A 26,312-nucleotide genomic window follows, 5' to 3' on the forward strand; every position below is an offset into this window, starting at 1 on the left:
GGCGATTGTTATGGCGAATCTTTTGGTCGGCTTAACAGTGCCTTCAGATTTGCCAAACGATTTTGTGGTGTCAGGACTTCGTCTTCTGTAGGGATCGCATCACCTTCATCGAGTTTCATTTCTTTGATGAAGCGTGAAGGATCACAATGCACAGACTCACCGGCACGTTTGCGCTTTTTACACCACGTAATATGCAGGCTGCGCTGGGCGCGTGTGATTCCCACATACATCAAACGGCGCTCTTCTTCTATCCTTGCAGCGATGGTTTCGACAGGCGCATCAGGATCGCCCTTATGTGGCAAAATTCCTTCTTCCACGCCAACCAAGAAGACGTGTGGATATTCCAAGCCTTTTGACGCATGGAGAGTCGACATCCGCACAGCGTCCGGCTCTTCATCTTTGCCTTCCATCATACTCATTAGCGCCACCATTTGCGTTAGGTCGAGCAAACTTCGATGATCGTCGGTACCATCTTTACCACCACTTCCTTTTTGTTTGAGCCACTGGGTGAAATCCAGCACATTCTGCCACTTGGCTTGCGCAGCACGGTCGTCAAAATTGTCGTACAAATAGTATTCGTAGTTAATTTCTTTCATTAACTCGTCCAACAACAATTCCGCATGTCCTTCACGATGAGCGTGTGCCTCAACATTATTGATGAAGGTACAAAATTCACGCAAAGGTCTGAGCTGACGTTCCGTTAAGATCGCTTCAATCCCGCCTTTGAATACCGCTTCAAATAGTGAACACTGCCATTGCCCTGCGTAAGAACCTAATGCTTCTAAAGTTGCCTGTCCCACACCTCGACGTGGTGTCGTGATCGCGCGGATGAATGCAGGGTCATCCTCTTCATTCGCAATCAAACGCAAGTAGGCAATAATGTCTTTAATTTCTGCTTTGTCAAAGAAACTTTGTCCACCCGAAATAGTGTACGGAATACGTTCCTTGCGCAATGCCTGTTCAATCACCCGTGCTTGATGGTTGCCGCGATACAAAATAGCGTAGTCGGTCCAGGCCGCTCGACGTTCAAAACGATGCGCTGAAATCATGATCGCCACCTGCGCCGCTTCTTGCTCGTCATCCTGCATACCCATCACCGTCACTGGGTCACCCAAGCCATGTTCCGACCACAGTGCTTTTTCAAACAACTTCGGATTATTGCCGATCACTGAATTGGCGGCCTGCAAGATTCGTGTGCTGGAACGATAGTTTTGCTCTAATTTAATAATCCTGAGGTCCGGAAAATCAACTTGCAAAGTGCTCAAGTTTTCGATCGTCGCGCCGCGCCAAGCATAGATCGCTTGATCATCATCACCCACCGCAGTGAACATGGGCTTTTTACCTATCCCCGTCACCAACAGCTTCACCAATTCGTATTGGCAGGTATTGGTATCTTGATATTCATCGACTAACAAATAACGCAAACGCCGTTGCCACTTGTCTCGTACTTCTTCGTTTTGGCGAAATAATTCAACGGGTAGTCGAATCAGATCATCAAAATCGACCGCTTGATAAGCAGACAAGGTCGCAACATAGCTCGCATAAATTCTTGCAGCTTGGGCTTCGTCCTCATCTTGCGCTTGCCGTAATGCTTGCTCAGGACTCACCAAACCATTCTTCCAAAGCGACATCGCAGTTTGAATTCGTCGAATTAATTGCTTATCCGTGGTGATCGCCAAATCCTGAACGAGTGAAAAGCAATCATCACTATCCATAATTGAGAAGCGATCTTTTAGCCCCAGCGCACGGGCTTCCTGACGTAAAATTTTTACGCCTAAGGAATGGAAAGTGGATACCGTGATTTGTTTGGCCTTCTTCGGTTCTTTCAAGAGCTTCGCAATCCGCTCTTGCATCTCATGCGCAGCTTTATTGGTAAAAGTCAGGGCGGCAATTGATTTGGCATCATAACCATGCAATTCAATCAAATTCGCGATCTTTTGAGTAATCACGCGTGTTTTGCCAGAGCCTGCACCAGCAAGGACCAGACAAGGGCCATCCATATAGTTGACGGCATCGCGTTGGGGTTGATTCAGACCGTGAGACATGGGAAGGAAAATTGACGATACAGACGACATTGTACCTGTTGCGTTCTCTTATCCCTAGTTTTGCTTCACCTAGTTAACAGCCACACCGCAGATTCATCGGCTTGAAATTGGCGATCTAACGAGAGGATCAAGGATGGAAAACCATGGACTTCGCTTCTTCGGCACCAAGATGCTGAGTTAATATTTTTAACAAGGTGCCGTCTTCTATCAAACTACGGATCAAATTTTGCCATTGTCGGATTTGTTCCTCACTGAACGTCTTTTTCGACAAGACCAAGGCGGAGATAGACTTGTTACCAGGATCCCAGTCCATAAGACGCATTGCCCCAACAACTGGGTAACGCTTTAAATAGTAACGATAAGCGAGCGGTGATGCGATCGTCGCTTGGAACCGTCCAGAGGCAAACATTCGATATAGCGTTTCTAGATCACCAACTCGTTCTAAGCGCCTGTTATCGTCCAATTTTTGCATCATTTCGTCATATTTTGGGCTGTAGCGGAACGAACGAACACCGCCCATCGTCAATTGCTTTGCCTGGATGAACTGCTCAGAGGTCTGAATTGTTAGCGGAACAGCTGGCCCTAATAGAACATATTTTTTATCAACTAGATACGGTGCGAACCACGCAAATTTCTCGCGCTCAGGAGTCACAAGTCCCGAAGCCATCATATCGATAGAACCCATTTCTAATTCATACCAACTGCGCGCTCGCGGCAAGATGGTGATACGGAATGCGCATTCGCTACGCTTGATGATTTCTTTAAGAAAATCTTCGTCAATTCCCCCTCGGTCTTTGCCATACAATGCGCCCATTTCATAGTGCGCAAATCGAATCGGCTGTACAGGACAAAGATCTCTTAATGCCGCCGTGGCGCGGCTTTGCATAGACAGCAGGACAAGCAAGATAAGGAAAAAGCGCACGGGGCACTCCTAAAACAGTCATAGACACTTGCAAATAGAGACGTAACACGCACACTCTGAAATAGAGCGAAGCAGTCGGCAATCCCGACAAGACAACTCAGATATACCAGACTAAACGAGGAGTGAAAATACAAATGTTAAAAATTGATAATTCGGCGGCGAAAGGAAACTAGGCCAAGAATCGGCCTGACGTTACTTGTGAGTTGATTGGAATTTGATACGATCAATTTGATCGCAAGGAACATGTTCAAGAAGGAGTCGGGATCCATCCCCAACTCCCAGTATGAAGGACCGAGATTTTTCACTTTAAGAGACGAGGCGACCATTCCTGAAATCATCAATCGCTTTGAAGATTTCTTCCTGTGAATTCATCACGAAGGGACCATATTGCGCGATGGTTTCACCAAGTGGTCGACCCGCAATCAGGATAAATTTGGCATCGGCGTGAGCGAGGACTTTAACCCCATCTGCACTTGGCCATTTTTTAAGGATAGCCATCCGCTGCAATGGAACTTGTTGTTCTCCAATACTTACCGAGCCTCGATAAACGTAAATAAAGGCGTTCGCGTCGGCCGGCAAATATTGTTGAAATTGCGCTCCTGCGGGTATCGCCACATCAAGATAGAGCGGTTCCGTTGTTGCCCTTTGCATTGCGCCTTGGATGCCGTGACTTTGCCCAGCGATGACGCGGACCTTTACACCAGCTTGCGTTTCGAATTCCGGAATTTCATTACTTTTAAAATCCCGATACCACGCTGGGCACATCTTATCTTTTGCAGCGAGATTTAGCCAAAGCTGAAAACCCTCCATCCTGCCGTTTTCTTGCTCGGGTAATTCAGAATGAATCACGCCCCGCCCCGCGGTCATCCACTGGACACCACCATTCTCGAGCAATCCCTCGTTACCAGCGCTGTCGCGATGGCGCATCTTTCCTTCCAACATATAGGTTATTGTTTCAAAACCTCGATGGGGATGATCAGGAAAACCTGCGATGTACTCGTCTGGATTGTCGCTGCCAAACGCGTCCAACATAAGAAAAGGATCGAGACGATACTGATAGGGCTGTGTCAACACACGAGTCAACTTAACCCCAGCCCCGTCCGAAGTGGCTTGTCCCACGACCAACTGCTCGACAGCACGCGAGAGCTGAACCTGCTCTGATTCAAGCTGGGTCAATTTCATTACTTGGTTCATCACTCGTCTCTCTCCATTCTTAACATCTGGTGTTTCGTCTACCTTAGGCAAACGCCGCCTCGATTTGTGCTTGCGCATCACTGATTGCGCGTTGCTCTCCTTCGGTCCCCATGGCTAAACCTTCGGCATAGATAAATTCAACGTCAGTCATGCCAAGGAAGCCTAAGAATGCCTTGAGATACGGCATTTGTGTGTCATTGGGTGTATTTCTGTACAAACCACCCCGAGTCAACACGACATAAACTTTTTTACCCTTCAACAAACCTTCGGGACCATTCGCAGTGTAACGGAAAGTCACTTGGGCGCGGGAAATTGCATCGATCCAATTTTTCAATTGAGATGATATGCCAAAGTTATACATCGGCGCGCCAATCACAATCACATCTGCGGCTTGCACTTCTGCGATCAAAGCATCATCCAGCGCGACCCGTGCAGCTTGTGCTTCATTCCGCTGTTCTGCGGGCGTGAATAGCGCTTGTAAGGCGGTTTCATCTAAACCTGGTTGCGGCGTCAATGCCAAGTCGCGCAAAGTGAATTCAGCATTAGGATGTTGCTCACGAAGACGGGTACTTACTTGATTAGCAAGATTAGTCGAATGAGAACCGGCAACGCGGGCGCTAGAATTAATTTGTAAAATGTTCATGATATGGGCTTCTTCAGTTAGTTTATGTGACAAGGGGTTCGCAGCAATCTGTATTTGAATCAAGATGAACATACTTTATATGTTCCAAATACAAAGCAGAAGAGCATAAAATGGATATCATTGTTCCAAATTTGAACCAATGTGTTTCTTATTGTTCAAAATTGGTCGGCGTTAGAACCTTGCACGCATCGACAATTTGCGAAGCCCACAATTCAACAAATCACATGAAAGGCAGATCGGATGCAACTCGACCCAAACGATCTTTTGATGTTTTCCCGCGTAGTGACAGAGGGCAGCTTCAGCAAAGCTGCCGAGCGACTGGGTGTTCCAAAGTCAACCTTATCGCGTCGTATCAGCGCACTCGAAACCCATCTAGGTGAGCGCTTGCTTCTCCGTACCACGAGAAAGCTTGTGGTAACGGATTTTGGTCACGCAGTGCTCGCTCATGCGCAACAGGTTCATGCCGAAGTCGAAGCAACGTTGGCGCTGACGCAGCAGCGGCAGGCCGAACCGAGTGGACGCTTGCGGATATCGATGCCCGCCGATTTTGCGAATGAAATGATGACAAACCTGATTGCACGATTCTTGGATCGATACCCAGCGATTCAGCTCGAATTGGATCTCTCCCCACGGCGAGTCGATTTGATCGGAGAAAATTTTGATCTTGCGATCCGTATGGGTAGCCTCACCGACGATGCTTCATTAGCCGCACGACAGTTAGCCATGTTCTCCGCAGCGATGTACGCTTCGCCAGCCTATTTGAAAAAGCATGGTGAACCGCACGAACCGGAAGCATTGATGGAACATCAAACTTTGCGACTCCTCGGTAGAAATGGCGAGCCCGTTGCATGGCGCCTAAAGAATAAGTTACAGACATGGGAAGGCGTTCCCCCTGGCATAGCTACAGCAAACTCCCCAGAATTATTGAAGCGACTCGCTCTGGAAGGCGTGGGCATTACCCTGATTTCAGAGCATTTTGCGCGTTGCCACTTGCACGATGGAAGTTTGATCCGTGTGCTACCTGAATGGCATGCGCCTGAATACAATGCTTGGGCAGTCTTCCCTGGGCGCCGCTTAATGCCAGCGCGAACCCGCGCGTTCATCGATGCGATACTGGAGGAATTCAATCTCAATGACACCAATCCGATCTGTCGTTAGCGAGTTTGACAATCCGGTTGCGATTGAAAGCAAAACACATTGCACTCCAAAACACTGCACTCGAATTTATTGATTGCAAACACAATTTGATACGTCGACAATACCCACTGATTAACTTGAAATCAAGATTGCTATGTCTAATTTTTTTAAATCACGCACTCTGCTTTTTTGTCTACTGTGCTTGCTTCATCCTGCAAGCCAAGCAAAAGACAAACTGAAAGACTTCGCAGAAATTTTTAAGATCAGTGATTCAGCGGAGGGATTGAGTCATTTTCAAATAGAACTCAGTGGAGTCCACGCGAATCAAGCCACCAATATATGTCGAGTCGTAAAAGATAAGCCGGCATTTGATTGTCAAATACGAATTGACTCGACCTTGGAACCGAGCATACAAAATCGCGTGTCGCTTTCTAATCGTGGTGCGGTTCAAGCACAAAAAGTGGTCACTCTGTTTGACCAGCTACAGATGTTGCTTGATGAAGCGGAATACAAGGGACAATGGAAGTTAGACGTACATTTCAAGATCGATGGCACGGCCAACAAAAAATAGACATTGCCGCGAACACAGATCAAGGCACGAAACAAGTGAATCCCGCGCCTTGATTTATTGACTCCGAATTGGTTCGCTTTTGGTGGTTGAAGCAGCTTAATTTACTTCATGCCAGATTCTAATCAAGCCACCACTTTCAATGCTTTCGTGGTCTTCCAATCACCCCGCGTGAAATCTGGAAACACCTGAGAACTGCCGTCCTCCGCCACCGACTTTTCGCTTAATGGGCCAACTGCGGACCAGAAACATCCCTCGTACACATTTTGATCTAAGGGCTCACCTTTCCGCAAACATTCGATCATCCGATACAGCATCAGGAAATCCATCCCTCCATGCCCACCCATCTTTTTCGACAATTCACCCAATCGCAGGTACAAAGGATGTTCGTATTTCGCGGCAATTGCTTCCCACGCACTGTCCTCAGCCCATTCATGATAATTGCTGGTGATACCCTCGACCGAGATGCGATTTGGAAATCCAGCGAGCACACCATTCACGCCCTGTATCAGGTTATGGCGCGTATACGGTCTAGGGGTCGTTTCATCCCATTGCACCATGATTGTTCGGCCCAAGGCTGTCTTGATTATCGACGTATTGATGTCACCCCCCTTAAAATCCAATTCTTTAAACGCATTGGAGGTTAATTTCGTCGATTTTTGTGCATAGGCTGCACGTCCCTTTGCTGGTGAAGAGAATGAAGTGATTCGACCAAATTGGTCTTCTCCTCGAGCTAAATTCATATATTGCGCGACTGGCCCCAAGCCATGCGTGGGATACAAGTTGCCATTCCGCTTCGCGTATTCAAAGGTACGCCATGAACCTGTCGAGTCACCATTTTCCATTTGAAACCGAAGTGCGTGAATATACGATGCCTCTGCATGCAATAGGTCGCCAAGCACACCTTGTCGTACCATATTCAAGTACAGCAATTCTTCGCGTCCATAGTTGACGTTTTCCATCATCATGCAATGACGCCCAGTCATCTCGGAAGTGTCCACGATCTCCCACATCTCTGCCAAAGTTGTCGCGATAGGTACTTCAACAAATGCATGAGCACCTGCCTTCATAGCAGCAATAGCCATTGGCGCATGCAAATTCCAAGGCGTATTGATCAATACCGCGTCTGGCTTGGTTTCGGCCAACATCTTGCGCCATGCATGCTCGTCACCCACATACAATTTGGGTTGGTGCCCAAACTTTATAGCACTTGCTTCTGACTTCTTTGCGCGCGCTTCTACCAGATCCGCGATCCCAACTAATTGCACACCTTCAATCGCTGCAAGTTGACTAGCGTGCCCAGAGCCTCGCGCACCAACGCCGATGATCGCGACTTTGACCTTATCTAATTTGGGCGCGGCGAAATCACCCATGTAACGCGCTTTCAAAGATCGTCGCGCGGACTTTTGAGTTGTTGCTTGCGGCGTTGCGAACACGTTCAAACTGGCCATCCCAGCGCTGATGCCACTGACGGCTTGTAAGAAACCACGGCGGGAGGGATGATTGGATTTTGTCATATTGGGCTCTTGATATTTTCTAAATTAATCGGACTATGCAATCAACGACCTAGGCAATTGCTTGCATTTCAATACTGTTGACAACCTAGCGTTAAATTTTACCCAAAGATAGCTCATAGAACAGCGATTAATATTCAAGGCTTCGTTCAATATAATTTAAGGAAAAAGTGAGGGATTGAGCAGACTTAAACCAAACTATGCTACAGTCCTTCCCCCTCTCAACTGAATGCCTGCGTCCCATGCCGCTCCTTAGCAAAGAACAGATACAAAGCTTTCTTCATACGGAATTTCCACAAACAACGGTGATTGTGGAATCTCTCAATGAAAAGGGCGCGACGGTCCGACAAACGATTAATGATCAACACTTGCGCCCTGGCGGAACGGTATCAGGTCCAGTACTAATGGCCGTGGCAGACGTTGCTATGTATGTTGCGCTCCTCGGCGAAATTGGGATCGTTCCGTTGGCGGTCACAACCAATTTATCCATTAACTTTCTACGCAAGCCCGCTGCCGACTCGGACATTGTGGCGCACTGCCAACTGCTCAAGGTCGGGAAACGCCTAGCAGTCGGCGAAGTGAGCCTATTCTCGGAAGGACAAGCTGATCCGGTCGCACATGTCGTTTGCACTTACGCGATACCAAGTGTTTGAGCGCGCGCTGAATATAAATTAACAGAGCCGTGCTCGCCGCCGCATGTCAATACAAACCCATATCTAAAACACTAATCATTTATATCAAATATGCACAGAGATTTTGACAATCCGCATGCAAGTTCGTATGCTTAATTTGCCAATTGGCGAATTGTCTGGCCTCTGCCTTTTTCCCCTCTAGAATGAATCAACGACGTTTGCGAACCATCCTTTGCTTTGCCTTCATGTGCCTACACGCACAAACCGGCGCGGCAGAGTCCCTCAAGCTTCTATATGAAGTTCGCGAGCCCATGTTTTATCGCGATGCGCAAGGTAATTTAACCGGATTCATTATCAATCGTGTCAACCAAGCCAGCAAAATAGCGGGACTAAAAATCGACTGGGTAGAAACGCCATTCAAGCGCCAACTCAAATTGGTTGAAAACAACGACGAAGCACTCTGCGCGGTTGGTATGTTTAAGAACAAGGAACGCGAACAATTTGCAAAATTTTCACTCTCAATTTATCGCGACAGTGCACGTCCGTCCATCATGCTTGCCCATCGCAATTTTCAACCCGACAAATCGATGGACCTACTTCGCACCCTGAGTATTCCGGGAGCACGAATGCTGAAGAAGGAAACCGCATCGTACGGAACAGTGATTGATGATGCAATTGAACGCTCACGTATCACCATCGTCAGCACGACTGCTGAATCGCTGAATATGGCAAAAATGATCGCTGCGCATCGAGCTGATTTCATTTTGGTTCCAGAAGACGAGGCGCTTAAAATGATTGCCTCAATCGAGGATCGTCAAAATTTGCACATCTTCAAACCTGTCGGCATGCCACAAGGCCCTGAACGTTTTCTGATGTGCAGTGCAAAAGTGAGTGATGAAATCTTACAACGAATGAATCGCGCAATTCAAAAAACTCATCCCTAACTATCGAAAGCCAACCTATGACTCGCATACAAATTAGCTCAGGTTCTCCATTTGAGGAACAAATTGGCTACTCAAGAGCCATCGTGCAGGGCAACTGGATTTTCGTCTCTGGCACTACGGGATTTGACTACAACACAATGACGATAAGCGATGACATTGTGGCGCAAACCGAACAGTGTTTACACAATATATCCCTAGCATTGGAACAAGCGGGATCTAGCCTTGCCGATGTGGTGAGAGTCAATTACGTGCTTCCCGACGCAAGCGAATTTCCCCAATGCTGGCCAACTCTACGCCAACACTTTGGATTAATCCGCCCCGCCGCGATGATGATCTCGGCGGGATTGGCAGACCCGCGCATGAAAATCGAAATTGAAGTGACGGCAATCAAACAGAGCAACTAGCAAGACATCCCTAGAAAAAAAGCGACACGCATGTCGCCTTTTTTCTTGATTTGTTCAGGCAGCTGAATCTCGATACTCGCTGAATCAAGTGAAGAATCGAGTTAAGAATCAAGCATTCAATTCGTTCTGATTCACAATAATTCTCGACACTAAACCATATTCCTGTGCTTCAATCGCGCTCATCCAATAATCGCGTTCGATATCGTTGGTGACACGTTCCAAAGTCTGACCGGACTCTTTCGCGATCAAGGCGGCAATGCGCTCACGAATCTTCACAATCTCACGCGCTTGTATCGCAATATCTGTCGCTTGACCGCCAGCACCGCCACTTGGCTGATGAATCAAAAACCGCGTATTGGGCAAGCAGACACGGCGTTCTTTTGGCACAGCTAAAAATACGTTAACCGCTGCACTACCGACCCAACCAGTTCCTACAACACGCACCGGCGCATTAATAAAGCGAATCATGTCATGGATCACATCACCCGATTCAACATGACCACCTGGCGAAGAAACTAATAAGGTGATTGGCGTATCCGACTCAGCTGACAAGGCGATCAAACGTTTGCTGACTTCCGCAGCCAATTTATCGTTTATCGTCCCGAAGACCAACACGGTACGCGATTTAAACGCTTTCTCTTCCAAAAATGGACTCGCTGCATCGACTGGCTTTTCTTTTTCTTCCGACATATTCACTTTCTTATTCACATTTTTATTCACGTTCTTGTTCACTTTTTCTATCAATGAAACAAGCATTGTTCGATTCAAAGCTTGCATCAAAAACGACATGCTACTCGATTTTACTCAATTTGCGCTGTCCTTCGCCATATTGAGCTTCAACCAGGCGCGTTCGGTCTGCCATTTTTCTGACCAACTCAATAACTCTTCAGCTGGCATGGGACGCGCAATACCATATCCTTGGGCCAAATAACACCCTAATTCGAGCAAAACTGCGCCATGCTCCATCGTCTCGACACCCTCAGCGATGACCACGCGATGAAAGGCGTGAGCCAATCGCACCACACTTTCAACAATTTCCAGATCGTCTTTGTCTTGTAGCATATCGCGCACAAAACTCTGGTCGATTTTAAGCGTATCAATCGGTAACTTCCTTAAATAAGTCAGGGAAGAATAACCCGTTCCAAAATCATCTAAGGAAAAATGCACGCCAAGACGACGACACTCTTGCAAAATCAATACAGCGTGTTCGATATCAGCAATTGCAGCGGTCTCTAACACCTCTAATTCAAAGCAATGGGCGGGATGTCCAGGATGCTGCGCTAACGCTAAACCCAAGCGCTCAGCAAAATTTTTCTGGATTAAATGATCCGCACTAATATTTACACTCAAACTTAATTGCAAGCCTTGCTGATGCCAGCGTTCACCTTGTGCAAGTGCTTGTCGGATAACCCAATCGCCCAATTGGTGGTCTAAAGGACTACCGTGAATATGAGATAAAAATTCACCCGGTGGTAATACGCCGCGTTCAGGATGCACCCATCGCAACAACGCTTCCGCACCGACCAATCGACCATCACGCAAATCCACCTTCGGCTGGTAATACAAAACAAATTCATTGTTCACCAACGCTAAATTCAAGGTATCCAAATAGTTCCGATGAAATTGCGCCTTACGATCACTCTCGGGATCAAACATATGGAAGCGATTTTTACCGGCATTTTTCGCGATATACATGGCCTGATCTGCATGTCGCAATAAGCTATCTGCATCCGCATGGTCGTCTGGATACATACTGACACCAATGCTCGCGGAGACATGCAAAACGATTTGATCAATTCTCACGGTCCTAGCAACGGCGAGCAAGACTCTATCAAGAATTTGACGACACTCGCCTTCAGACTGCATATCCGACAACAAGATAACAAACTCATCGCCACCAAGACGAGCCAAGGTGTCGTTGGCGCGAAGCACCGACCGTAGATGTTCGGTCACACCAATCAATAGCTCATCGCCAATATGATGTCCAAACTCGTCATTGACTGCTTTAAAACCATCCAAATCCAGAAAACACACCGCCAATAGACTCGCATCTCTTTCTGCTCGGATCAAGGCCTGCGACAAACGGTCGCCGAGTAGTCGTCGATTCGGCAAGCCGGTCAGCGTGTCATAGTGTGCAATCTTGTCTAGTTCTGCTTCATGTTCCTTCAGCAAACTAATATCGGAAAAGACGCCAATGTAATGCAGCACTGCGCCGGATTCATCTCGTACAGTCGATATCGACAAGAGTTCGATATAGTTCTCGCCAGACTTACGGCGATTCCAAATTTCGCCACACCAGAAATCATTCTTCGACAAATCCATCCACAAATGGCGATAGAAATCTTCACTATGCTTCCCGGATGACAAAAGTTTCGGACTACGACCCAGCACTTCGGCTTCCGTGTATCCGGTGATGCGGCTAAAACTAGGGTTCACCTTGCTGATCAAACCGTTCGTTCCAACCACCATGATTCCCTCATAGCTACTTGAGAACACAGTAAAGGCGTCTTTTTGCGCCAACTCCAATTGCTTCCGCGTACTGATATCCGTATGGGTTCCCGACATCCGTAAGGGCGTTCCATCTTGCGCGCGCTCGACCACTTTGCCACGGGTTAAAATCCAGCGCCATTCACCATTTTTTGTTTTACAACGCAATTCCAATTCATGCAGCGGTGACTTTCCGGCTAAATGCTGTTGGATCGAATCCAATGCTTTGGCATATTCCTTGGGGTGAACCAAAGTACTCCAATTGTCGGGGTGCATGTCCAATTCACCAGGCTCATATCCCAGCATCGTTTCCCAGCGCGCACTCACTTCAAATTGATTCGTCTCTAAGTTCCAATCCCAATAGCCTTGGTCCGTCCCTTCCAATACGCGTTCAAGTTGTTGCTCCCGTTCACGCAATGCATTCTGTGCCACATGCATTTCGGTAAGATCACGACCGAACGCTATGTAGCGTCCATCCGGCAAACGCGCAGTCGAAAGGTCAACTTGCACGATTTCCCCATCCAACCGCAAGATGGCCCAATCACTGCGCACATACCTTTCTGTCTGCAAGACACGTAGGTGCTCAGGCAGCATCGCTCGATCGCGTTCGTCCAACAAGTCAGCGATATGCATGGTCTGAATCTGCTGCAAAGTATGTCCGGTCAATCGCAACGCCGAAGGATTAGCAAACAAAAACCTTTCTTGCGAATCACATATCCAAATCGCATCGCCTGCTTCTTGCAAAACCAAACGCAAATCCTCTTCAATCTGTTTGCGTTCGGTTATATCGTGAGAGATTCCAAATACCCCGCAAACATCGCCTTTAGCATCAAGAAGAGGCCCCTTGGTAACCAAGAATGTGCGGGTTTTGCCAGCTAACGTCGTTAATTCGGTCTCATAATTATCGATGCGTCTGTTATCCACAATCGATTGATCCTTGGCTGACATCCCTGTTGCCGTCAGTTCGTGGAACAATTCGCTATCTTGCGCGCCAATAACTTGTTCCAACGACTTTTCTAAATGCTGGGAAACGGCGCGATTCGCCAACACATAACGGCCTTGCAAATCCTTGACGAAAATAGCGTCAGACGTACTTGACACAATCGCATCCAACAAATGTCGCTGCTGTTCATCTTTTGCGAGTGAACGTTTAAGCAACTCGCTTAACACACTCACTGCCAAGCCATTTAGCACAAAGAACATCCACTGCAGTAAAAACGTGCTATCTGCTTTAACACTTCCATTGAGGGGAAAGTTCGCAAGCCAATAGATGCCAGCTGCCGCCAAAGATGTGGACAATAATCCTGGCCAAAAGCCGCCAAGCATCGCGCTCAAAACAATGGGAAAAATAAATAGGATCAACATAGGTTGACCATGCATCCGCAAGATGACGGTCTGATGCAAGACGAGCATGGCTATCGTTAGTGCCAAGGTGAGGCCATAGACCAACCAAAGCGAATGGGGGCGCAGAAGGCTGCTTTGGGCAGAAATTTGAAAGTACTCTGACTTATGCCGGGTTTCTGAATTTGGCACTGCATGCATGGAAAAATAGAACAAGGTAGCCGTCGCCACTACAAAAAACACTCCCTTGACTGTGGATAGCCAAACCACCGAACTGACATCTGCAAACATCGCAAGCAATTGGTCAGATAAAAAAATCCAAGCCAAAGCAAACACGATATACATCGTAGTTGCAAGCAATACAAAACGCTGACGAGTTAGTCCAAACACAAGAAACTATCCTTTATCAAGCAATCGAGGAAGACACCGACATCGTTCAATTCTTACCTTTTTCTTAGCCGATCAGATTGCCTGAATTATCCAACGAGGTCTATGTCTAAATCGACACAAATGAGTTAAAACAAACAAGATTGGCAAGCAAGCGCATGAAGTCTTAATTTAGATCAGAAATTGCCAGTCCAGTTCCCCAAAAGTTGCCTGCCGTATTTGCATCTGCCTTGGCACCTGACGAAGCTCGAACGCAGCGCACTGATTTAAAGCATAATACCTCTAACTTACTGCAAAAATTCAGTTTCAAACTTCATGAATACTATGTCTATCCGGCGCGCTATTTCGAGTGACGCCACGCAATTAAGCCAGCTAGCCAAGCTGGTCGCACCTTTTTTCACTATTGCTAAAGACGGTCGAGGCGCAGAACAGTTTTTTGACAGCATTACCGTCAGTGCGATGGAAGAACGACTCTTGTCGTCTCAATTTGAGTATTGGTTGATCTGTGATGAGCATGACGCAATGGTCGGCACGATAGCGTTGCGCGACAACAGTCATGTCTACCATTTCTTTATTCTCCCGGAATTTCATGGTCGTGGATACGCGCGCCGTTTGTGGGAACATGCGAAGGCGCATGCCATCGATACAGGCAATCTCGGTATTTTTACCGTGAACTCTTCTCTATTTGCTGAAAAGATGTATGCAAAATTCGGCTTCTTAGCAAGCGCCGAACAACAAGAAACGCACGGCCTTAGGTTTATTCCCATGCAGCTGAACTTGCCTGCCCAAGCCACTGCCCACGAGGTAGGACAATGATAGGCAAACACACAATGCGTATCGCTCTAATCTATGCCGCCTATTTCGCGACAATCTCAATGCTGACTTTAGGTGATCTTTCCGCACAGGTATTAACGCAAACAAATAAAGACCTTGGCAATGGCTATCGTTTTCAAGAGTCGAAGCAAATCAATGTCAGCGGCCGTTGGCATAGTGATCGAAGTTTCAAATTTTTGTATTTTGAAAAACGCCATCTTTGCCAATGTACGGAATTTAGTATCTCGCCGAGTGGTCAATATGCGGTCTACCAAATGACAGGTAGCAAAGAGATTGCGAGTTTTCGTCGCGATAAGAATACCGTCACCGTCCACAGCAAACTCCCGCTCGGAAAGTTAAAACAAGTGACATGGGGCAAAATCGAAAAAAATGTGGAACTTGAAATTCAAACTAATTCAGCCGGCGATGAAACCACGCTCGTCAAACGCCGTTTGAAATTACCGTAAACACCGTATCATGATAAAAATTCAGCGCACAAAGGTAGATCAATGAAAACCATCGGCATGATCGGCGGTATGAGTTGGGAATCCACCATTCCTTACTATCGTCAAATCAACCAAACCATCAAGCAGGAGTTAGGCGGTTTACACTCTGCCAAAGTGATACTCTACAGTGTCGATTTCCATGCAATCGAAAGCTTACAAAGGCAAGGTGATTGGGCGCAAGCTGGCAAAATGCTCGCAGAGATTGCCCAAGGATTAGAAAAAGCTGGCGCAGAACTCTTAGTGTTATGCACGAACACCATGCATATCGTTGCCGAACAAATCCAAGCAGCGGTCGCAATCCCGTTCATCCACATCGCAGATCCGACAGCACACGCGATCAAAGCGCAGAGCTTGCAAAAAATAGGCTTGCTTGGCACCCGATTTACAATGGAGCAAGCGTTCTACAAAGATCGTCTACAACAACATGGGTTGCAAGTCATCACTCCGAACGAACAAGACCGTGTTCTGATTCATCGCATTATTTACGAGGAACTGTGCCTAGGCGTGATCAATGACCACTCTCGCATCGAATTCCAACGAATCATTGCCGTGTTGATCGAACAGGGCGCACAAGCAATCATCTTGGGCTGCACCGAGATTTCACTGCTGATTCAGGCACAACATGCCAGCGTTCCACTATTTGATACCACCAGCCTACATGCAAAAAGTGCGGCATTCGCCGCGTTAGGAAAAACCGAATAGACAATTTTTAAGATAGAAAGATGGAAATTCAATGAGCTCAACAATCCAACCAGCCATTTTTGTGGGACATGGAAGTCCCATGAATGCACTCGAAGAGAATGCTTTTACCAGAGAATGGCATGCAATAGGCGCGCGTTTTCCTAAGCCGAAAGCGATCCTGGCAATCTCAGCGCATTGGATGACGACCTCTGTCGCAGTGACAGCCATGGAGTACCCTGAGACCATTCATGATTTCGGTGGTTTTCCGCCGGCACTTTTCGCCGCCCGCTACCCAGCGCCCGGCAGTCCCGCGCTGGCACAAAGAGTCGCCGACTGCCTCGCTCCCATCGCGGTCATGCAGGATCAATCTTGGGGTTTAGATCACGGCACTTGGTCGGTACTGATGAAAATGTTCCCGCAAGCTGATATTCCGGTTGTCCAACTCAGTCTCAATTTGCACGAACCAGCCGAGTTTCACTTTCAATTGGGGCAGCGATTAGCCAGTTTACGAGATGAAGGGATCATGTTGCTTGCGAGTGGAAACATCGTCCACAACCTGCGCCGACTTGATCCACGCATCACTGCGTATGACTGGGCACAACGATTTGATCGTGCGATTCAAGGCGCGATTCGTGACGAGAAATTTTCCACGGTCATTGACTATCCGAGTTTCGGCAACGACGCACTACTGTCTGTTCCCACCGTAGAACATTATTTACCTTTGCTCTACGTATTAGGGGCCAAACGGGCAGGCGAAACAATTGACATTTGCAATGATGAATTAGTAATGGGCTCAATTAGTATGACGACTGTTGTGGTGCATGCACCAAGCTGATCACTGTCGTCAATATTCATCGACTCCGCTAGTGCGGAGTCGATTTACGTCGTATGTTAAAGAGCTTCACGCCACGTGGGGTCCAACCAGTCATACATGAGCAAAGAATACGAAGCGGCAAAAAGCAATTGCTTGGTACGCGTTTCTATTTTCTGATCCAACCATATTTTTGGTGCGCGCCCATCGAACGAGAGCGCGGCAACTAGCGCATCACCCTGAAAGAAAAGTAAACCAGCTGCTGCACTGAACGGAAAAGGCGCATCGCGCCATTCGCCGTTCAGTAAAAACTCGCTAGCGCGTTCCTGTTGAATCCTAAAGTCGACTTGGGCGCCTACAACATGTGCGCTACGCAACTGTATCTGGAGTGCTTGTTCACCTTCGCGATCAACCGAAAGATGCCAGGTCGTGTGATCAAGATCGAGTTCACAACGCAAGTGACTATCAAGGCGCTGACGTTTTGTTGTGTGAGAATTTCTTTCTTTACCTTTGCCATCAGGCGCGCTTCTTTCAAGATGATCGATTGCTTCGTATTGCCCCGCTTGACATTGGATTTCGACAATATCACTAATCGACTTTGTATCCTTTGTATCCTTTTTATCCTTCATATCGAGCGCTGGCATGACTTGAAATCGAAACTCCCGCTCTATCGTTTCTTGGTATCGCTGCCGTTTTGTCGCTTGTATTCCGAGTAAATCATCCCACAAAAGACGCGTGATTCGATCAGTGTTTTGCAGTTGTAGGCTATTGCTACCACTTTGCGAGATCTGTTGTGCATGACGTTCGGATCTAGCAGGTGAAATTGCTACGTTCCGCACGGCAAAACGCGAACTGGCTTGCTCAAAATGGCGATCCTGAAATTGCGCGTGAGGCCTTTGCAAAGTTTCTAGTTGCGTACGGATTTCAAATCCCTCTGGCAAACGCATGCGTTGATCCTGCACAGATTGGCATGCACTGATCCCCACACAAGAGGTTATAAGCAAGGCTCGTATCAGAAGCCCTTGAAATTGAGTTAGAAATGAGAACATCCTCGCTCCGCTATATGGACATTTGTTCAGGAGACCGAAGGATAAAGATCAAGGGAAGAAATCAAAGGGAAAAGAGTAAAGTACTGCGGTATAGCCCCAAAGCGATTGTTTGCAGGTTTATTGCAGCTCAGCGAAGCATGCTTCTTCGACCCAAGATTAACGTTTGGGTTTAGCAAATTCTGGAAACTCTTCGAGCATAAAGGCCTCCAATTCCGCACTATCTTCTACCCGCGCTGAAAGATTAACGACGCGCCGTAGTCGGTTCGACTCCCAACGGAAATCTCCTTTGTAGTGGGTGCGAATGATTTCAATCATTTTCCGAACCATCGCTAAATCGAGGTTTCCACCTACGCCTGCATCGACCTCAATTGTCTGCTTCCAGCCATTGCTATTCACCTTCCAACCACGGAAAGTAAAGGTTCCAACCCGCACACTTTTACTGACAATCTGGAAGACGCCACTTGTGCCATCTTGACCGCTCGCCTGTTGCATACTTCGTTTGACATTCGCCTCTGCAATTTGCTGAGGACTTAGACCGCGCTGTCCTTGTTCTGCCGCACGATTTTCTGCTGCAGCATTATCTTCCGCTTGCTGACGACGATCGCGTGCAGCTTTAATCATTGCCGCCATATCAGGGACAACGTCATCATATTTTTTAGGCGGTTCGACCACCAATTTAGGATCGACAATCGCGTTCGGATTGGGTGGTGTCGGTAAGGCTGCTTTTGCCGTTTTAACTGGCTTGCTTCGCACCGGTTGCGACTTGGACGCCGCTTTTGGCGGCTCCGGCTCGCCTTTCTTCACTTGCTTAATCGTATCCATGATAAACATCATCGGTCCACTTACTGGCTTACCATTCTGAATATCTGCTCGAATTTTCAAAAGCAAATAGAAAAACAATCCATGCATTAGAAGCACGAGCAGAATCGCGATCAGGCGCTTTGGCCGGATTCGCAATTCAATATGAATAACGCCTGCTTCTTCTAACTCACGTTCTCGTGACTCGGTGTACAACTTCATGCGATGTGTTTCAGATACTCGGGATTTCATGGAAGTTCGCAAGGATACATCAAACTGGTGCATTGCTTGTATCAAAGCATTGCAAGTCTGTGAATTAAACGCGGATTTCGTCTTTCATTTGTCCAATGTTGCCAAACTATTTAGATAAGCAAAGCAAGACTCGGTGGAGCCAAATAAGCGGCTAAACACTGCAAAACCACCTTAAATACCGTCAATTAAATGTGTAAATACGCAAGAGATGTAACAAAAGATACCTGTAATCTCGTTTGAAATTCCCCGTTTCGCTTCAGATCCGCCAGCAAACGATGCTAGGTATCCGCTCACATTTGCTTACAAACCGTGCTCGCGACAATCTTGTTTCGTCTTTCTTTGCGCCCTAGTCTATCAACTCAGCGCATGACCTTTACCTAGCAAAAACTATGAGGCCCCTATGTTAACGGAATTTGATCAAACTATGCAGGACGACGGCGCACCACAGCAAGCGACCGACACCATTGAGACATCCTCTCCCACAAAGTCGGGCTTGCTCGCGATCGGCAGTGCTAGTGTTCTGAGTGCTTGCGGGGGTAATGACGGTCTGAACACGAGCAGCCTTAGCAGCGCAGCACCGCCGCCAGAAACCGCGCCATCGAGCGCGCAGTTATTGCCAATCCCGATTACAGAACAGGCCGCCGCGCGTTTTCTTATGCAGGCGGGAATGGGAGCCAGTCGCACGGAAATCAAGAAAGTGCAAACACTTGGCTACAGCGCTTGGATTGATCAACAAATGCAAATGCCGGCATCCCTAAGTCGCTGGGATTGGTTAGTCACCAAGGGAATGAATGCCAGCGAATTTCGCAATTCACAAGCTGGTTTTGATTCCTGTGCGTGGCGCAAATTAATTCAATCGCCCGATACACTGCGTCAACGTGTTTGTTTTGCGCTCTCAGAAATTTTCGTCATCAGCATTGATGGCTTAGTCAACGGCGGTGGTTGGAAAGCGTTTGCTGCAGCACATTATCTCGATCTATTGGAGGCAAACTGTTTTGGTAATTATCGAGATTTACTCCAGAAAATCTCGACCAGCACCAGTATGAGCTTGTACCTCACTTACCGAGGCAATACCAAATTCAATCCCGCCACCGGTGCTTTACCAGACGAAAACTATGCACGTGAACTCATGCAACTTTTTAGTATTGGGCTGGTGAATCTGAATCAAGATGGCAGCGTCATCACGCAAAATGGCGTGCCGGTAGAAACCTATCAATTAGAAGACATCACGGGATTGGCGCGGGTGTTCACAGGTTGGGACTTCGACCTCGCGCAGAGCAATACATCGACCCCGGATTACCATCGTCGTCCTTTACGTCAATATCCCAACAAACATGAAACAGGTGCGTCAAGCTTTTTAGGTAAAACGATCCCTGCAGGCATCAGTGGCGAGGAGGCACTCAAATTAAGTCTCGACATACTTTTTGCGCATCCGAACGTTGCTCCTTTCATCGGCAAACAACTGATACAAAAACTTGTGACCAGCAATCCTTCGCCCGCTTATGTTGCGCGCATTTCGGCTGTATTTAACGCTAACGCTTTTGGTGTACGGGGTGATTTAGGCGCCGTAGTCAAAGCGATCCTTTTAGATCCCGAAGCACGCGGCAGAAACCTAGCGACATCGAGCTTGACAGAGTTTGTTTTCAATCCGCAGGCGGGCAAAATTCGTGAACCTATTTTGCGTTTTTGTGCGTGGGCACGTGCCTTCAACGCAAGCTCGCCGAGCGACACTTGGCGCATCGGCGACACCAGCGACGCCGGCACAAAATTAGGACAGAGTCCATTGCGCTCACCAAGCGTATTCAATTTTTATCGACCCGGCTATGTTCCACCGAATACCGCTATCGCCAATGCTGGATTGATTGCGCCAGAAATGCAAATCGTGAATGAATCTTCCGTGGTTGGCTATCTCAATTTTATGCAGAATACCATCGATGGTATGCGCGGCGGGAATGACTTAAAAGCAGATTACAGTGGTTTGATGGCACTCGCACATGATCCAGTTGCCTTGGTCGGCGAAATGAATTTATTACTCGCGGCAGGCCAACTTGATCTCGGTACCCTACAACGCATACAAAATGCAATCGGAACCATGCCCTTTACAACGGATCGCGCCAAATTGCTCCGCATTCATGCCGCGCTGACACTCGTGTTGGCGACACCTGAATTTATTGTCTTGAAATAGCGCAGCCCCAGTCAGACAGCAACGCGCATCGAGCACAACACATATTGACATCAATAAAGAGAATTCATCATGAGCCAACACACGAACGCTTCACGTCGCGCCTTTTTACAAAGAATGAGCACCTTGTCGATGGCAGGAATTGCCACACCGTGGGCGCTTAATCTCGCCACCATCGCCGAGGCCTCCGCAGCCAACGCACAGGACTACAAAGCAATAGTCTGCGTGTTTTTGTATGGCGGTAACGACTATGCCAATACACTGATTCCTTATGACAGTGCAAATTACAATGCCTATCAAAGCTTGCGTCCTAGCTTAGCGTATCCACGTGACAAACTAGCGGCAACGGTTCTCAATGCTGTGACTACACCGGTCGACAGAAATGGCGTTGCGCGACAATTTGCACTCGCGCCTGAGCTAGGGAAATTATTGCCATTGTTTGACGCAGGAAAAATGGGCGTACTACTCAATGTTGGTAGTTTGATCCAACCGACTAGCAAAGATGAGTACCTCAGCAAGGCGGTGCCTTTGCCCCCTAAGCTTTTTTCGCACAATGATCAGCAATCGATCTGGCAATCCTCATCGCCAGAGGGCGCCAGTTCAGGCTGGGGCGGACGAATGGGTGATCTCTTTGTCAGTGGCAATGGGAAAGCAACGTTCACATGTATCAATGTATCGGGGAATGCGGTGTATCTAGCTGGCAAACAAGCAGTCCAATATCAAGTGACCAGTAACGGCTCCGTTCCTTTTGATGGGTTGCAAGCGCCACTATTTGGATCAACCGCTTGTTCGGACGCGCTCCGGCAAATCATGACGCAAGCACGCACGCATTTGTTTGAGAATGAATACAACCGTGTCACCGCACGTTCGATCGATGCCGATCAAGTACTGAGCACGGCACTTGCTAGCGCACCGCCCATCACTACGGTTTTCCCTGCCGACAATAAACTCGCGAGTCAGCTCAAAATGGTCGCGCGGATGATCTCGGTTGCGCCGACTTTGAACGCGAAACGACAAGTTTTCTTTGTTTCCTTGGGCGGGTTTGATACCCATGACGGCTTACTCACCGAACATCCTGCCTTACTCAGTACGGTCGCCGATGCGCTGCAAGCATTCTATACAGCCACCGTCGAATTAGGGGTTGCGGATCAAGTAACCGCGTTCACCGCATCCGACTTTGGACGCACTTTGACCGGGAATAACGACGGTAGCGATCATGGATGGGGAAGTATGCACTTCATGGTAGGCGGTGCCGTGCAAGGCAAGAAGTTTTATGGCACGGCCCCCGTTGTCGCCAATAACGGACCAGACGATGTCGGACAAGGCCGCTTGCTCCCCACAACATCCGTCGATCAATATGCGGCGACCTTGGGCAAATGGATGGGAATCTCGGACAGCGACTTATTGGACTTGCTACCGAATTTGAAAAATTTTGATGTTAGCAGTCGCAATCTGGGCTTCGTCTGAAATCTCCAAGCTGGCAATAAGTGGGCAATAAGCGGTCAAAAAGCGGGCCTAGGCAATTAGTTGAGATTGACAACCAATCAGACTCTTATTATGATTTAGTTGTCAATCTCAACTAAATTATTCCAATCATGCCCGCACTCGATTCCCCTGGTGGCTTAGTCCGTGAAGTCAGCCGTTTGTTTGTTCGTTCGCAACGCGCCCAAACAGCGTGTGTCGATGGCGCCTCCAACGTACAATGTCACGTCCTGACAGAATTATTGCGAGTCGATGGCATTACCCAACAGGCTTTAGCCGAACGCTTATCACTCGACAAGGCTTGGATCAGTCGCGCCGTTGAGGCGCTAGTCAGTGACGGTGTCGTTTCAAAGCTGCCGCACGAACAAGATAAACGCAGCGTGCGTTTGAGTTTGACTGCGTTTGGTCGCATTCGTGCCGAGAAACTCGAAGCCGCATTGAACGCCCATGCCGCTCAGGTATTCGATCAAATTCCCCCACAAAAGCATGCACAGTTACAAGAGTCTTTAGCGATTCTGATTGAAGCTTTGCAGCCGCAAATCGCCCAAGCATTGAGTCCTAGCGTGTCAGACCAAACAAATACTGAGATGCCTTGCGAGACTTAATCGATACCTGACCGGGTCACGCTTGATCGGGTCACGTCCGACAAGGTCACACGCGCAGAACTCATATCAACCCACTACCTCCGGCATACCAAGCATCATTCATGTTCAGCCAACCATCTCGCTACAAGACGATCGCCATCCTCGCCATTTCTCAAATTTTGTCGTGGGGAATGCTGTACTACACGTTCACTATTCTTGCGCCTGAAATTCAACGTGAAACTGGCTGGCGTAGCGAGATCGTCTACGGAGCCTTTTCTTGGAGTCTGCTAGTCGCGGGGCTGTTTTCAACCGCAGTCGGCATTCGCTTAGATCGCCAAGGCGGCAGAATGATTATGCGCACTGGGTCGCTCGTCTGTGCACTCGGCTTAGTCATGCTAAGCCAGAGTGAACAGATTGCCAGTTATTTTTTCGCGTGGAGCGTGCTCGGACTGGCGATGTCTTTGACTCTCTATGAAGCCGCATTCACAACAATAACCCATGAATTTCAAGAGCACACGCGACGTGCGATTTCTGTGTTGACGCTATTCGCTGGATTTGCAAGTACGATCTTTTGGCCGACCACGCTGTATTTGACGCATCATTGGAGTTGGCGGGAAATTCTATTGGGCTATGCCGCGCTGCAACTGTTCGTCTGCTTTCCCTTACATCATTTACTCAGTCCCAAAGCGGCAACAGGTCCCAAGCCATTGGCAGCCCAACCCAATCATGTGCGCAGTCATAGTCTCAAAGAAGCACTCCAACATAAGGCTTTTTGGAAATTAGCACTTGCCTTTGCCGCGAATAGTTTTATCTTTTCCGCTCTGTCTGTGCACTTAATTACCATCTTACAACGCGATGGTCATCCAGCTGCAATTGCGGTTCTTCTCTCCGCATGGATAGGACCAATCCAAGTAGCTGGGCGCATTGGCGAAATGAGTTTTGCGCGTCATCTGATGCCGCAAACGGTCGGCAAATTTGCCTTTTCTGCGCTACCAGCAGGACTTTTAGCTTTGCTCTTATTTGGCCAACAAGAATGGGTCGTCGCGGTCTTTTGTGTGCTGTATGGTCTCAGCAATGGCATTATGACGATCGTGCGTGGGACCATCCCGCATGCACTTTTTGGCCCAGACAATTATGGCGCGATTTCAGGCGCGATCTCCGGACCTGCTCTCGTCGCCAAAGCCGCAGGCCCTCTACTCTTGGCCTTACTACTTCCTATCAGTCATACCGCGTTACCCATGCTCGGTGTCCTATTCGGCACTGCATTGCTCTCACTAACACTGTATTTGGGTGCACTCAAATCGACGCACTAAGACAAACCCTAAAAAGCAAAACACCAGAGCTCGGTTGTACCTCTAAGACACAACACTAATTTGCAGCATTGTCATTTCGACTGAGTGCTGCCAAATAGCGTTGCGCCTCTTCCCAGCTCACTGTCGACACTTGCACGGATTCACTCGCATTGACTTGCTGGTTCGGTTGCGCGGTCTTTGCACGTCGCTCCTGCATCTCAGATGCGCGTAGACGCTGCTGCTTTTCCATCAAGGCGAGTAAAGCGACAGAGGCTTGCTGACGACGTTCTTGTTCCAGCATTTTTCGTTGACGCCGTTGCTCTGCCCGCTGCATGGCTGCATGGTCGATAGAAACCGGAATCGAGACCGCCTTGCCAACCAAGTTCGCTTCCACGTGTTGCTTAGACACAGAAGAACTCGGCGTTGGTCTTTGTGTGCTGTCATTGACTCTTGTCTGCGCTTGCGCCAAAGCCTGCAACAAATCCAAGGTCGATGCTGGTCGTTGCGAAGCCTGCAATGCAAACCCTTGCTGTAATACTTGCCATTGGGCGGCATTCAATGCTGTCGGGGCGCGTGCAAATTGCTCCTTTTGTCGGTATTCACCAAACGGCAAACGCCCTTCTAGCATCTGATAGATCATCACTGCCATCGCGTACACATCGAGACTAGGTTGATTGGATTGACGCTGTTCCTGCATCATTGCGCCATCTACTTCGTCTATCTGCTCAGTCGTAGATAAACGATGAATAGAACCCACAACGATGTCAGCTTCCGGTGCACGATAGCCAGCCGTACCGGCATGGGGTGACCGAGGATGCCCCCAATCTGTCGATGCCAAACCTGGATTTGTTTGGCTACGCAAACGCGCTGAGATACCAAAGTCCAACAGTTTGATTTCACCTTGCTTGGTAAGCAAAAGATTGCTAGGTTTGAGATCACGATGTACCAAACCATGCTTTTTCCAAGCATAATCCAAAGCTTGGGCGATGGGTAATAAGATGCGATATACCTGCTCCCAATTACACGGCCCTTGCTTGAGTAAATAGTGGTCAAGGTCTTCGCCATCAAGGTATTCCATCAAAATGAAATAACTATTCGTGGCAGGATCTCGCCCCCAATCGAATACGCGCACAATATGTTCATGCGCCAACTTCCGGACCAGGGTCGCCTCTTCGATCAATAGCCGGGTATGCACACTACTCTGCGTCCACTGTGAAGGCAGTATTTTGAGTGCCAAAGTTTCACTGCGTCCTAAGGCAGCCTTCGTCGCCAGATCGGTCACTTGCCAAACCTGCCCCATGCCACCTTGCCCTAACAAGCGCTCCAACTGATAACGTTTTGATTGCGCACCCAATTCCTGCCCAACCACCATTCCTAAGTCGGTGCCATCCGGGGACTGTTGTTGCATGAAGCCGCCACCGAGTCTGCCATGTACACCAAATTCGTGATCCAGAATGGCATTTTTTCGTTGTTCAAATTCCTGCTCAGTGAGCATGCCCTCCGTAAGCAGCTCGCGCAGCTCACGAATTCTATGTAATGGCTTTTGCATAGCAGGCGTCGGCATCGTCTTTTGACCGTTCTGTGTTGGGCTATGGGTGAATATGACTGGTGTCGAAAGGTCTATTGTCGTTAGATCGGCCTAGA

22 protein-coding genes and 1 pseudogene are annotated in these 26,312 nt (G+C 48.1%); 13 read left to right on the forward strand and 10 right to left on the reverse strand.

Going from position 1 to position 26,312, the window contains the following annotated elements; translation table 11 throughout:
• Nucleotides 1–8: 8 nt before the first annotated feature.
• From KDM90_RS10190 to KDM90_RS10205, 4 genes and pseudogenes are all read right to left on the reverse strand, one after another.
• Nucleotides 9–2,045, reverse strand: coding sequence for a UvrD-helicase domain-containing protein (locus tag KDM90_RS10190; protein WP_212675505.1), 2,037 nt, complete (start codon nucleotides 2,043–2,045; stop codon nucleotides 9–11).
• Nucleotides 2,046–2,172: 127 nt separating this feature from the next.
• Nucleotides 2,173–2,967 (reverse strand): substrate-binding periplasmic protein, encoded by a 795-nt coding sequence (locus KDM90_RS10195; protein WP_212675506.1) that lies wholly within the window; start codon nucleotides 2,965–2,967, stop codon nucleotides 2,173–2,175.
• Nucleotides 2,968–3,273: 306 nt separating this feature from the next.
• Nucleotides 3,274–4,161 (reverse strand): pirin family protein, encoded by an 888-nt coding sequence (locus KDM90_RS10200; RefSeq protein ID WP_230409730.1) that lies wholly within the window; start codon nucleotides 4,159–4,161, stop codon nucleotides 3,274–3,276.
• A 43-nt stretch (nucleotides 4,162–4,204) separates the two neighbouring features.
• Nucleotides 4,205–4,744: pseudogene (locus KDM90_RS10205) on the reverse strand (FMN-dependent NADH-azoreductase); the annotation flags it as partial.
• 300 nt (nucleotides 4,745–5,044) lie between these two features.
• Here KDM90_RS10205 and KDM90_RS10210 point away from each other — a divergent pair.
• Together KDM90_RS10210 and KDM90_RS10215 are read left to right on the forward strand one after the other, a co-directional pair.
• Nucleotides 5,045–5,962, forward strand: a complete 918-nt coding sequence (locus tag KDM90_RS10210) for a LysR family transcriptional regulator (protein WP_212675508.1) — start codon at nucleotides 5,045–5,047, stop codon at nucleotides 5,960–5,962.
• Nucleotides 5,963–6,095: 133 nt separating this feature from the next.
• Nucleotides 6,096–6,512 (forward strand): hypothetical protein, encoded by a 417-nt coding sequence (locus tag KDM90_RS10215; protein WP_212675509.1) that lies wholly within the window; start codon nucleotides 6,096–6,098, stop codon nucleotides 6,510–6,512.
• A 122-nt stretch (nucleotides 6,513–6,634) separates the two neighbouring features.
• On the opposite strand, the gene KDM90_RS10220 is transcribed toward KDM90_RS10215, so the two are convergent.
• On the reverse strand, nucleotides 6,635–8,026 hold the full coding sequence (locus KDM90_RS10220; protein ID WP_212675510.1) for a Gfo/Idh/MocA family protein: 1,392 nt from the start codon (nucleotides 8,024–8,026) through the stop codon (nucleotides 6,635–6,637).
• Between the two features lie 239 nt (nucleotides 8,027–8,265).
• Here KDM90_RS10220 and KDM90_RS10225 point away from each other — a divergent pair, with 239 nt between their 5' ends.
• The 3 genes from KDM90_RS10225 (at nucleotide 8,266) to KDM90_RS10235 (ending at nucleotide 10,003) form a co-directional block, all read left to right on the forward strand.
• The gene (locus tag KDM90_RS10225) at nucleotides 8,266–8,676 is read left to right on the forward strand and encodes a PaaI family thioesterase (RefSeq protein ID WP_212675511.1); all 411 of its coding nucleotides are present in this window, start codon (nucleotides 8,266–8,268) and stop codon (nucleotides 8,674–8,676) included.
• 224 nt (nucleotides 8,677–8,900) lie between these two features.
• Nucleotides 8,901–9,599: a substrate-binding periplasmic protein gene (locus KDM90_RS10230; RefSeq protein ID WP_212675512.1), complete on the forward strand. Its 699-nt coding sequence runs from the start codon at nucleotides 8,901–8,903 to the stop codon at nucleotides 9,597–9,599.
• A gap of 17 nt (nucleotides 9,600–9,616) precedes the next feature.
• A complete protein-coding gene (locus KDM90_RS10235) occupies nucleotides 9,617–10,003 on the forward strand; it encodes a RidA family protein (protein WP_212675513.1) in 387 nt (128 codons plus the stop codon).
• Nucleotides 10,004–10,111: 108 nt separating this feature from the next.
• Here the strand turns inward: KDM90_RS10235 and KDM90_RS10240 are convergent, their stop codons facing one another.
• Nucleotides 10,112–10,792, reverse strand: a complete 681-nt coding sequence (locus KDM90_RS10240; protein ID WP_268977745.1) for an ATP-dependent Clp protease proteolytic subunit — start codon at nucleotides 10,790–10,792, stop codon at nucleotides 10,112–10,114.
• Between the two features lie 15 nt (nucleotides 10,793–10,807).
• Nucleotides 10,808–14,221 (reverse strand): EAL domain-containing protein, encoded by a 3,414-nt coding sequence (locus tag KDM90_RS10245; protein ID WP_212675514.1) that lies wholly within the window; start codon nucleotides 14,219–14,221, stop codon nucleotides 10,808–10,810.
• Nucleotides 14,222–14,542: 321 nt separating this feature from the next.
• Between KDM90_RS10245 and KDM90_RS10250 the strand changes: the two genes are divergently transcribed.
• The 4 genes from KDM90_RS10250 to ygiD are packed head-to-tail and all read left to right on the forward strand — an operon-like array spanning nucleotide 14,543 to nucleotide 17,053.
• The gene (locus KDM90_RS10250) at nucleotides 14,543–15,034 is read left to right on the forward strand and encodes a GNAT family N-acetyltransferase (protein ID WP_212675515.1); all 492 of its coding nucleotides are present in this window, start codon (nucleotides 14,543–14,545) and stop codon (nucleotides 15,032–15,034) included.
• Between the two features lie 14 nt (nucleotides 15,035–15,048).
• The gene (locus tag KDM90_RS10255) at nucleotides 15,049–15,498 is read left to right on the forward strand and encodes a hypothetical protein (RefSeq protein WP_212675516.1); all 450 of its coding nucleotides are present in this window, start codon (nucleotides 15,049–15,051) and stop codon (nucleotides 15,496–15,498) included.
• Between the two features lie 42 nt (nucleotides 15,499–15,540).
• Nucleotides 15,541–16,239, forward strand: coding sequence for an aspartate/glutamate racemase family protein (locus tag KDM90_RS10260; protein WP_212675517.1), 699 nt, complete (start codon nucleotides 15,541–15,543; stop codon nucleotides 16,237–16,239).
• Between the two features lie 31 nt (nucleotides 16,240–16,270).
• Nucleotides 16,271–17,053, forward strand: coding sequence for a 4,5-DOPA-extradiol-dioxygenase (gene ygiD / locus KDM90_RS10265; protein WP_212675518.1), 783 nt, complete (start codon nucleotides 16,271–16,273; stop codon nucleotides 17,051–17,053).
• Between the two features lie 56 nt (nucleotides 17,054–17,109).
• Here ygiD and KDM90_RS10270 read toward each other — a convergent pair whose 3' ends face one another.
• Both KDM90_RS10270 and KDM90_RS17950 read right to left on the reverse strand, forming a co-directional pair.
• Nucleotides 17,110–17,976, reverse strand: coding sequence for a hypothetical protein (locus KDM90_RS10270; RefSeq protein WP_212675519.1), 867 nt, complete (start codon nucleotides 17,974–17,976; stop codon nucleotides 17,110–17,112).
• Between the two features lie 258 nt (nucleotides 17,977–18,234).
• Nucleotides 18,235–19,128 carry a hypothetical protein gene (locus tag KDM90_RS17950; RefSeq protein WP_230409731.1) on the reverse strand — a complete coding sequence of 298 codons (894 nt, stop codon included), beginning with the start codon at nucleotides 19,126–19,128 and terminating at the stop codon, nucleotides 18,235–18,237.
• A 400-nt stretch (nucleotides 19,129–19,528) separates the two neighbouring features.
• Between KDM90_RS17950 and KDM90_RS10280 the strand changes: the two genes are divergently transcribed.
• The 4 genes from KDM90_RS10280 (at nucleotide 19,529) to KDM90_RS10295 (ending at nucleotide 24,689) form a co-directional block, all read left to right on the forward strand.
• A complete protein-coding gene (locus KDM90_RS10280) occupies nucleotides 19,529–21,313 on the forward strand; it encodes a DUF1800 domain-containing protein (protein WP_230409732.1) in 1,785 nt (594 codons plus the stop codon).
• Between the two features lie 69 nt (nucleotides 21,314–21,382).
• The gene (locus tag KDM90_RS10285) at nucleotides 21,383–22,777 is read left to right on the forward strand and encodes a DUF1501 domain-containing protein (protein WP_212675520.1); all 1,395 of its coding nucleotides are present in this window, start codon (nucleotides 21,383–21,385) and stop codon (nucleotides 22,775–22,777) included.
• A 128-nt stretch (nucleotides 22,778–22,905) separates the two neighbouring features.
• Entirely contained in the window at nucleotides 22,906–23,397 is a 492-nt protein-coding gene (locus tag KDM90_RS10290) for a MarR family winged helix-turn-helix transcriptional regulator (RefSeq protein ID WP_212675521.1), read from the forward strand.
• Nucleotides 23,398–23,498: 101 nt separating this feature from the next.
• Complete coding sequence (locus KDM90_RS10295; RefSeq protein WP_212675522.1) at nucleotides 23,499–24,689, forward strand: MFS transporter; 1,191 nt, start codon at nucleotides 23,499–23,501, stop codon at nucleotides 24,687–24,689.
• Between the two features lie 55 nt (nucleotides 24,690–24,744).
• On the opposite strand, the gene KDM90_RS10300 is transcribed toward KDM90_RS10295, so the two are convergent.
• Entirely contained in the window at nucleotides 24,745–26,217 is a 1,473-nt protein-coding gene (locus tag KDM90_RS10300; RefSeq protein ID WP_212675523.1) for a protein kinase domain-containing protein, read from the reverse strand.
• Between the last annotated feature and the right edge of the window lie 95 nt (nucleotides 26,218–26,312).

The sequence above is a fragment of the Affinundibacterium fentianense genome (assembly GCF_018139545.1).
Lineage (GTDB): Bacteria > Pseudomonadota > Gammaproteobacteria > Burkholderiales > Burkholderiaceae_D > Undibacterium > Undibacterium fentianense.

Bases quoted from the DNA above. Each gene is read 5' to 3' on its own strand.
- KDM90_RS10210 (WP_212675508.1), top strand. From the start codon at position 5,045: ATGCAACTCGACCCAAACGATCTTTTGATGTTTTCCCGCGTAGTGACA.
- KDM90_RS10235 (WP_212675513.1), top strand. From the start codon at position 9,617: ATGACTCGCATACAAATTAGCTCAGGTTCTCCATTTGAGGAACAAATT.
- KDM90_RS10285 (WP_212675520.1), top strand. From the start codon at position 21,383: ATGAGCCAACACACGAACGCTTCACGTCGCGCCTTTTTACAAAGAATG.
- KDM90_RS10230 (WP_212675512.1), top strand. From the start codon at position 8,901: ATGTGCCTACACGCACAAACCGGCGCGGCAGAGTCCCTCAAGCTTCTA.
- KDM90_RS10290 (WP_212675521.1), top strand. From the start codon at position 22,906: ATGCCCGCACTCGATTCCCCTGGTGGCTTAGTCCGTGAAGTCAGCCGT.
- KDM90_RS10270 (WP_212675519.1), bottom strand. From the start codon at position 17,976: ATGCGTTTGCCAGAGGGATTTGAAATCCGTACGCAACTAGAAACTTTG.
- KDM90_RS10200 (WP_230409730.1), bottom strand. From the start codon at position 4,161: ATGAACCAAGTAATGAAATTGACCCAGCTTGAATCAGAGCAGGTTCAG.
- KDM90_RS17950 (WP_230409731.1), bottom strand. From the start codon at position 19,128: ATGAAATCCCGAGTATCTGAAACACATCGCATGAAGTTGTACACCGAG.
- KDM90_RS10300 (WP_212675523.1), bottom strand. From the start codon at position 26,217: ATGCAAAAGCCATTACATAGAATTCGTGAGCTGCGCGAGCTGCTTACG.
- KDM90_RS10190 (WP_212675505.1), bottom strand. From the start codon at position 2,045: ATGTCTCACGGTCTGAATCAACCCCAACGCGATGCCGTCAACTATATG.
- KDM90_RS10215 (WP_212675509.1), top strand. From the start codon at position 6,096: ATGTCTAATTTTTTTAAATCACGCACTCTGCTTTTTTGTCTACTGTGC.
- KDM90_RS10260 (WP_212675517.1), top strand. From the start codon at position 15,541: ATGAAAACCATCGGCATGATCGGCGGTATGAGTTGGGAATCCACCATT.
- KDM90_RS10240 (WP_268977745.1), bottom strand. From the start codon at position 10,792: ATGTCGTTTTTGATGCAAGCTTTGAATCGAACAATGCTTGTTTCATTG.
- KDM90_RS10280 (WP_230409732.1), top strand. From the start codon at position 19,529: ATGTTAACGGAATTTGATCAAACTATGCAGGACGACGGCGCACCACAG.
- KDM90_RS10255 (WP_212675516.1), top strand. From the start codon at position 15,049: ATGCGTATCGCTCTAATCTATGCCGCCTATTTCGCGACAATCTCAATG.
- KDM90_RS10250 (WP_212675515.1), top strand. From the start codon at position 14,543: ATGTCTATCCGGCGCGCTATTTCGAGTGACGCCACGCAATTAAGCCAG.
- ygiD (WP_212675518.1), top strand. From the start codon at position 16,271: ATGAGCTCAACAATCCAACCAGCCATTTTTGTGGGACATGGAAGTCCC.
- KDM90_RS10225 (WP_212675511.1), top strand. From the start codon at position 8,266: ATGCCGCTCCTTAGCAAAGAACAGATACAAAGCTTTCTTCATACGGAA.
- KDM90_RS10295 (WP_212675522.1), top strand. From the start codon at position 23,499: ATGTTCAGCCAACCATCTCGCTACAAGACGATCGCCATCCTCGCCATT.
- KDM90_RS10220 (WP_212675510.1), bottom strand. From the start codon at position 8,026: ATGACAAAATCCAATCATCCCTCCCGCCGTGGTTTCTTACAAGCCGTC.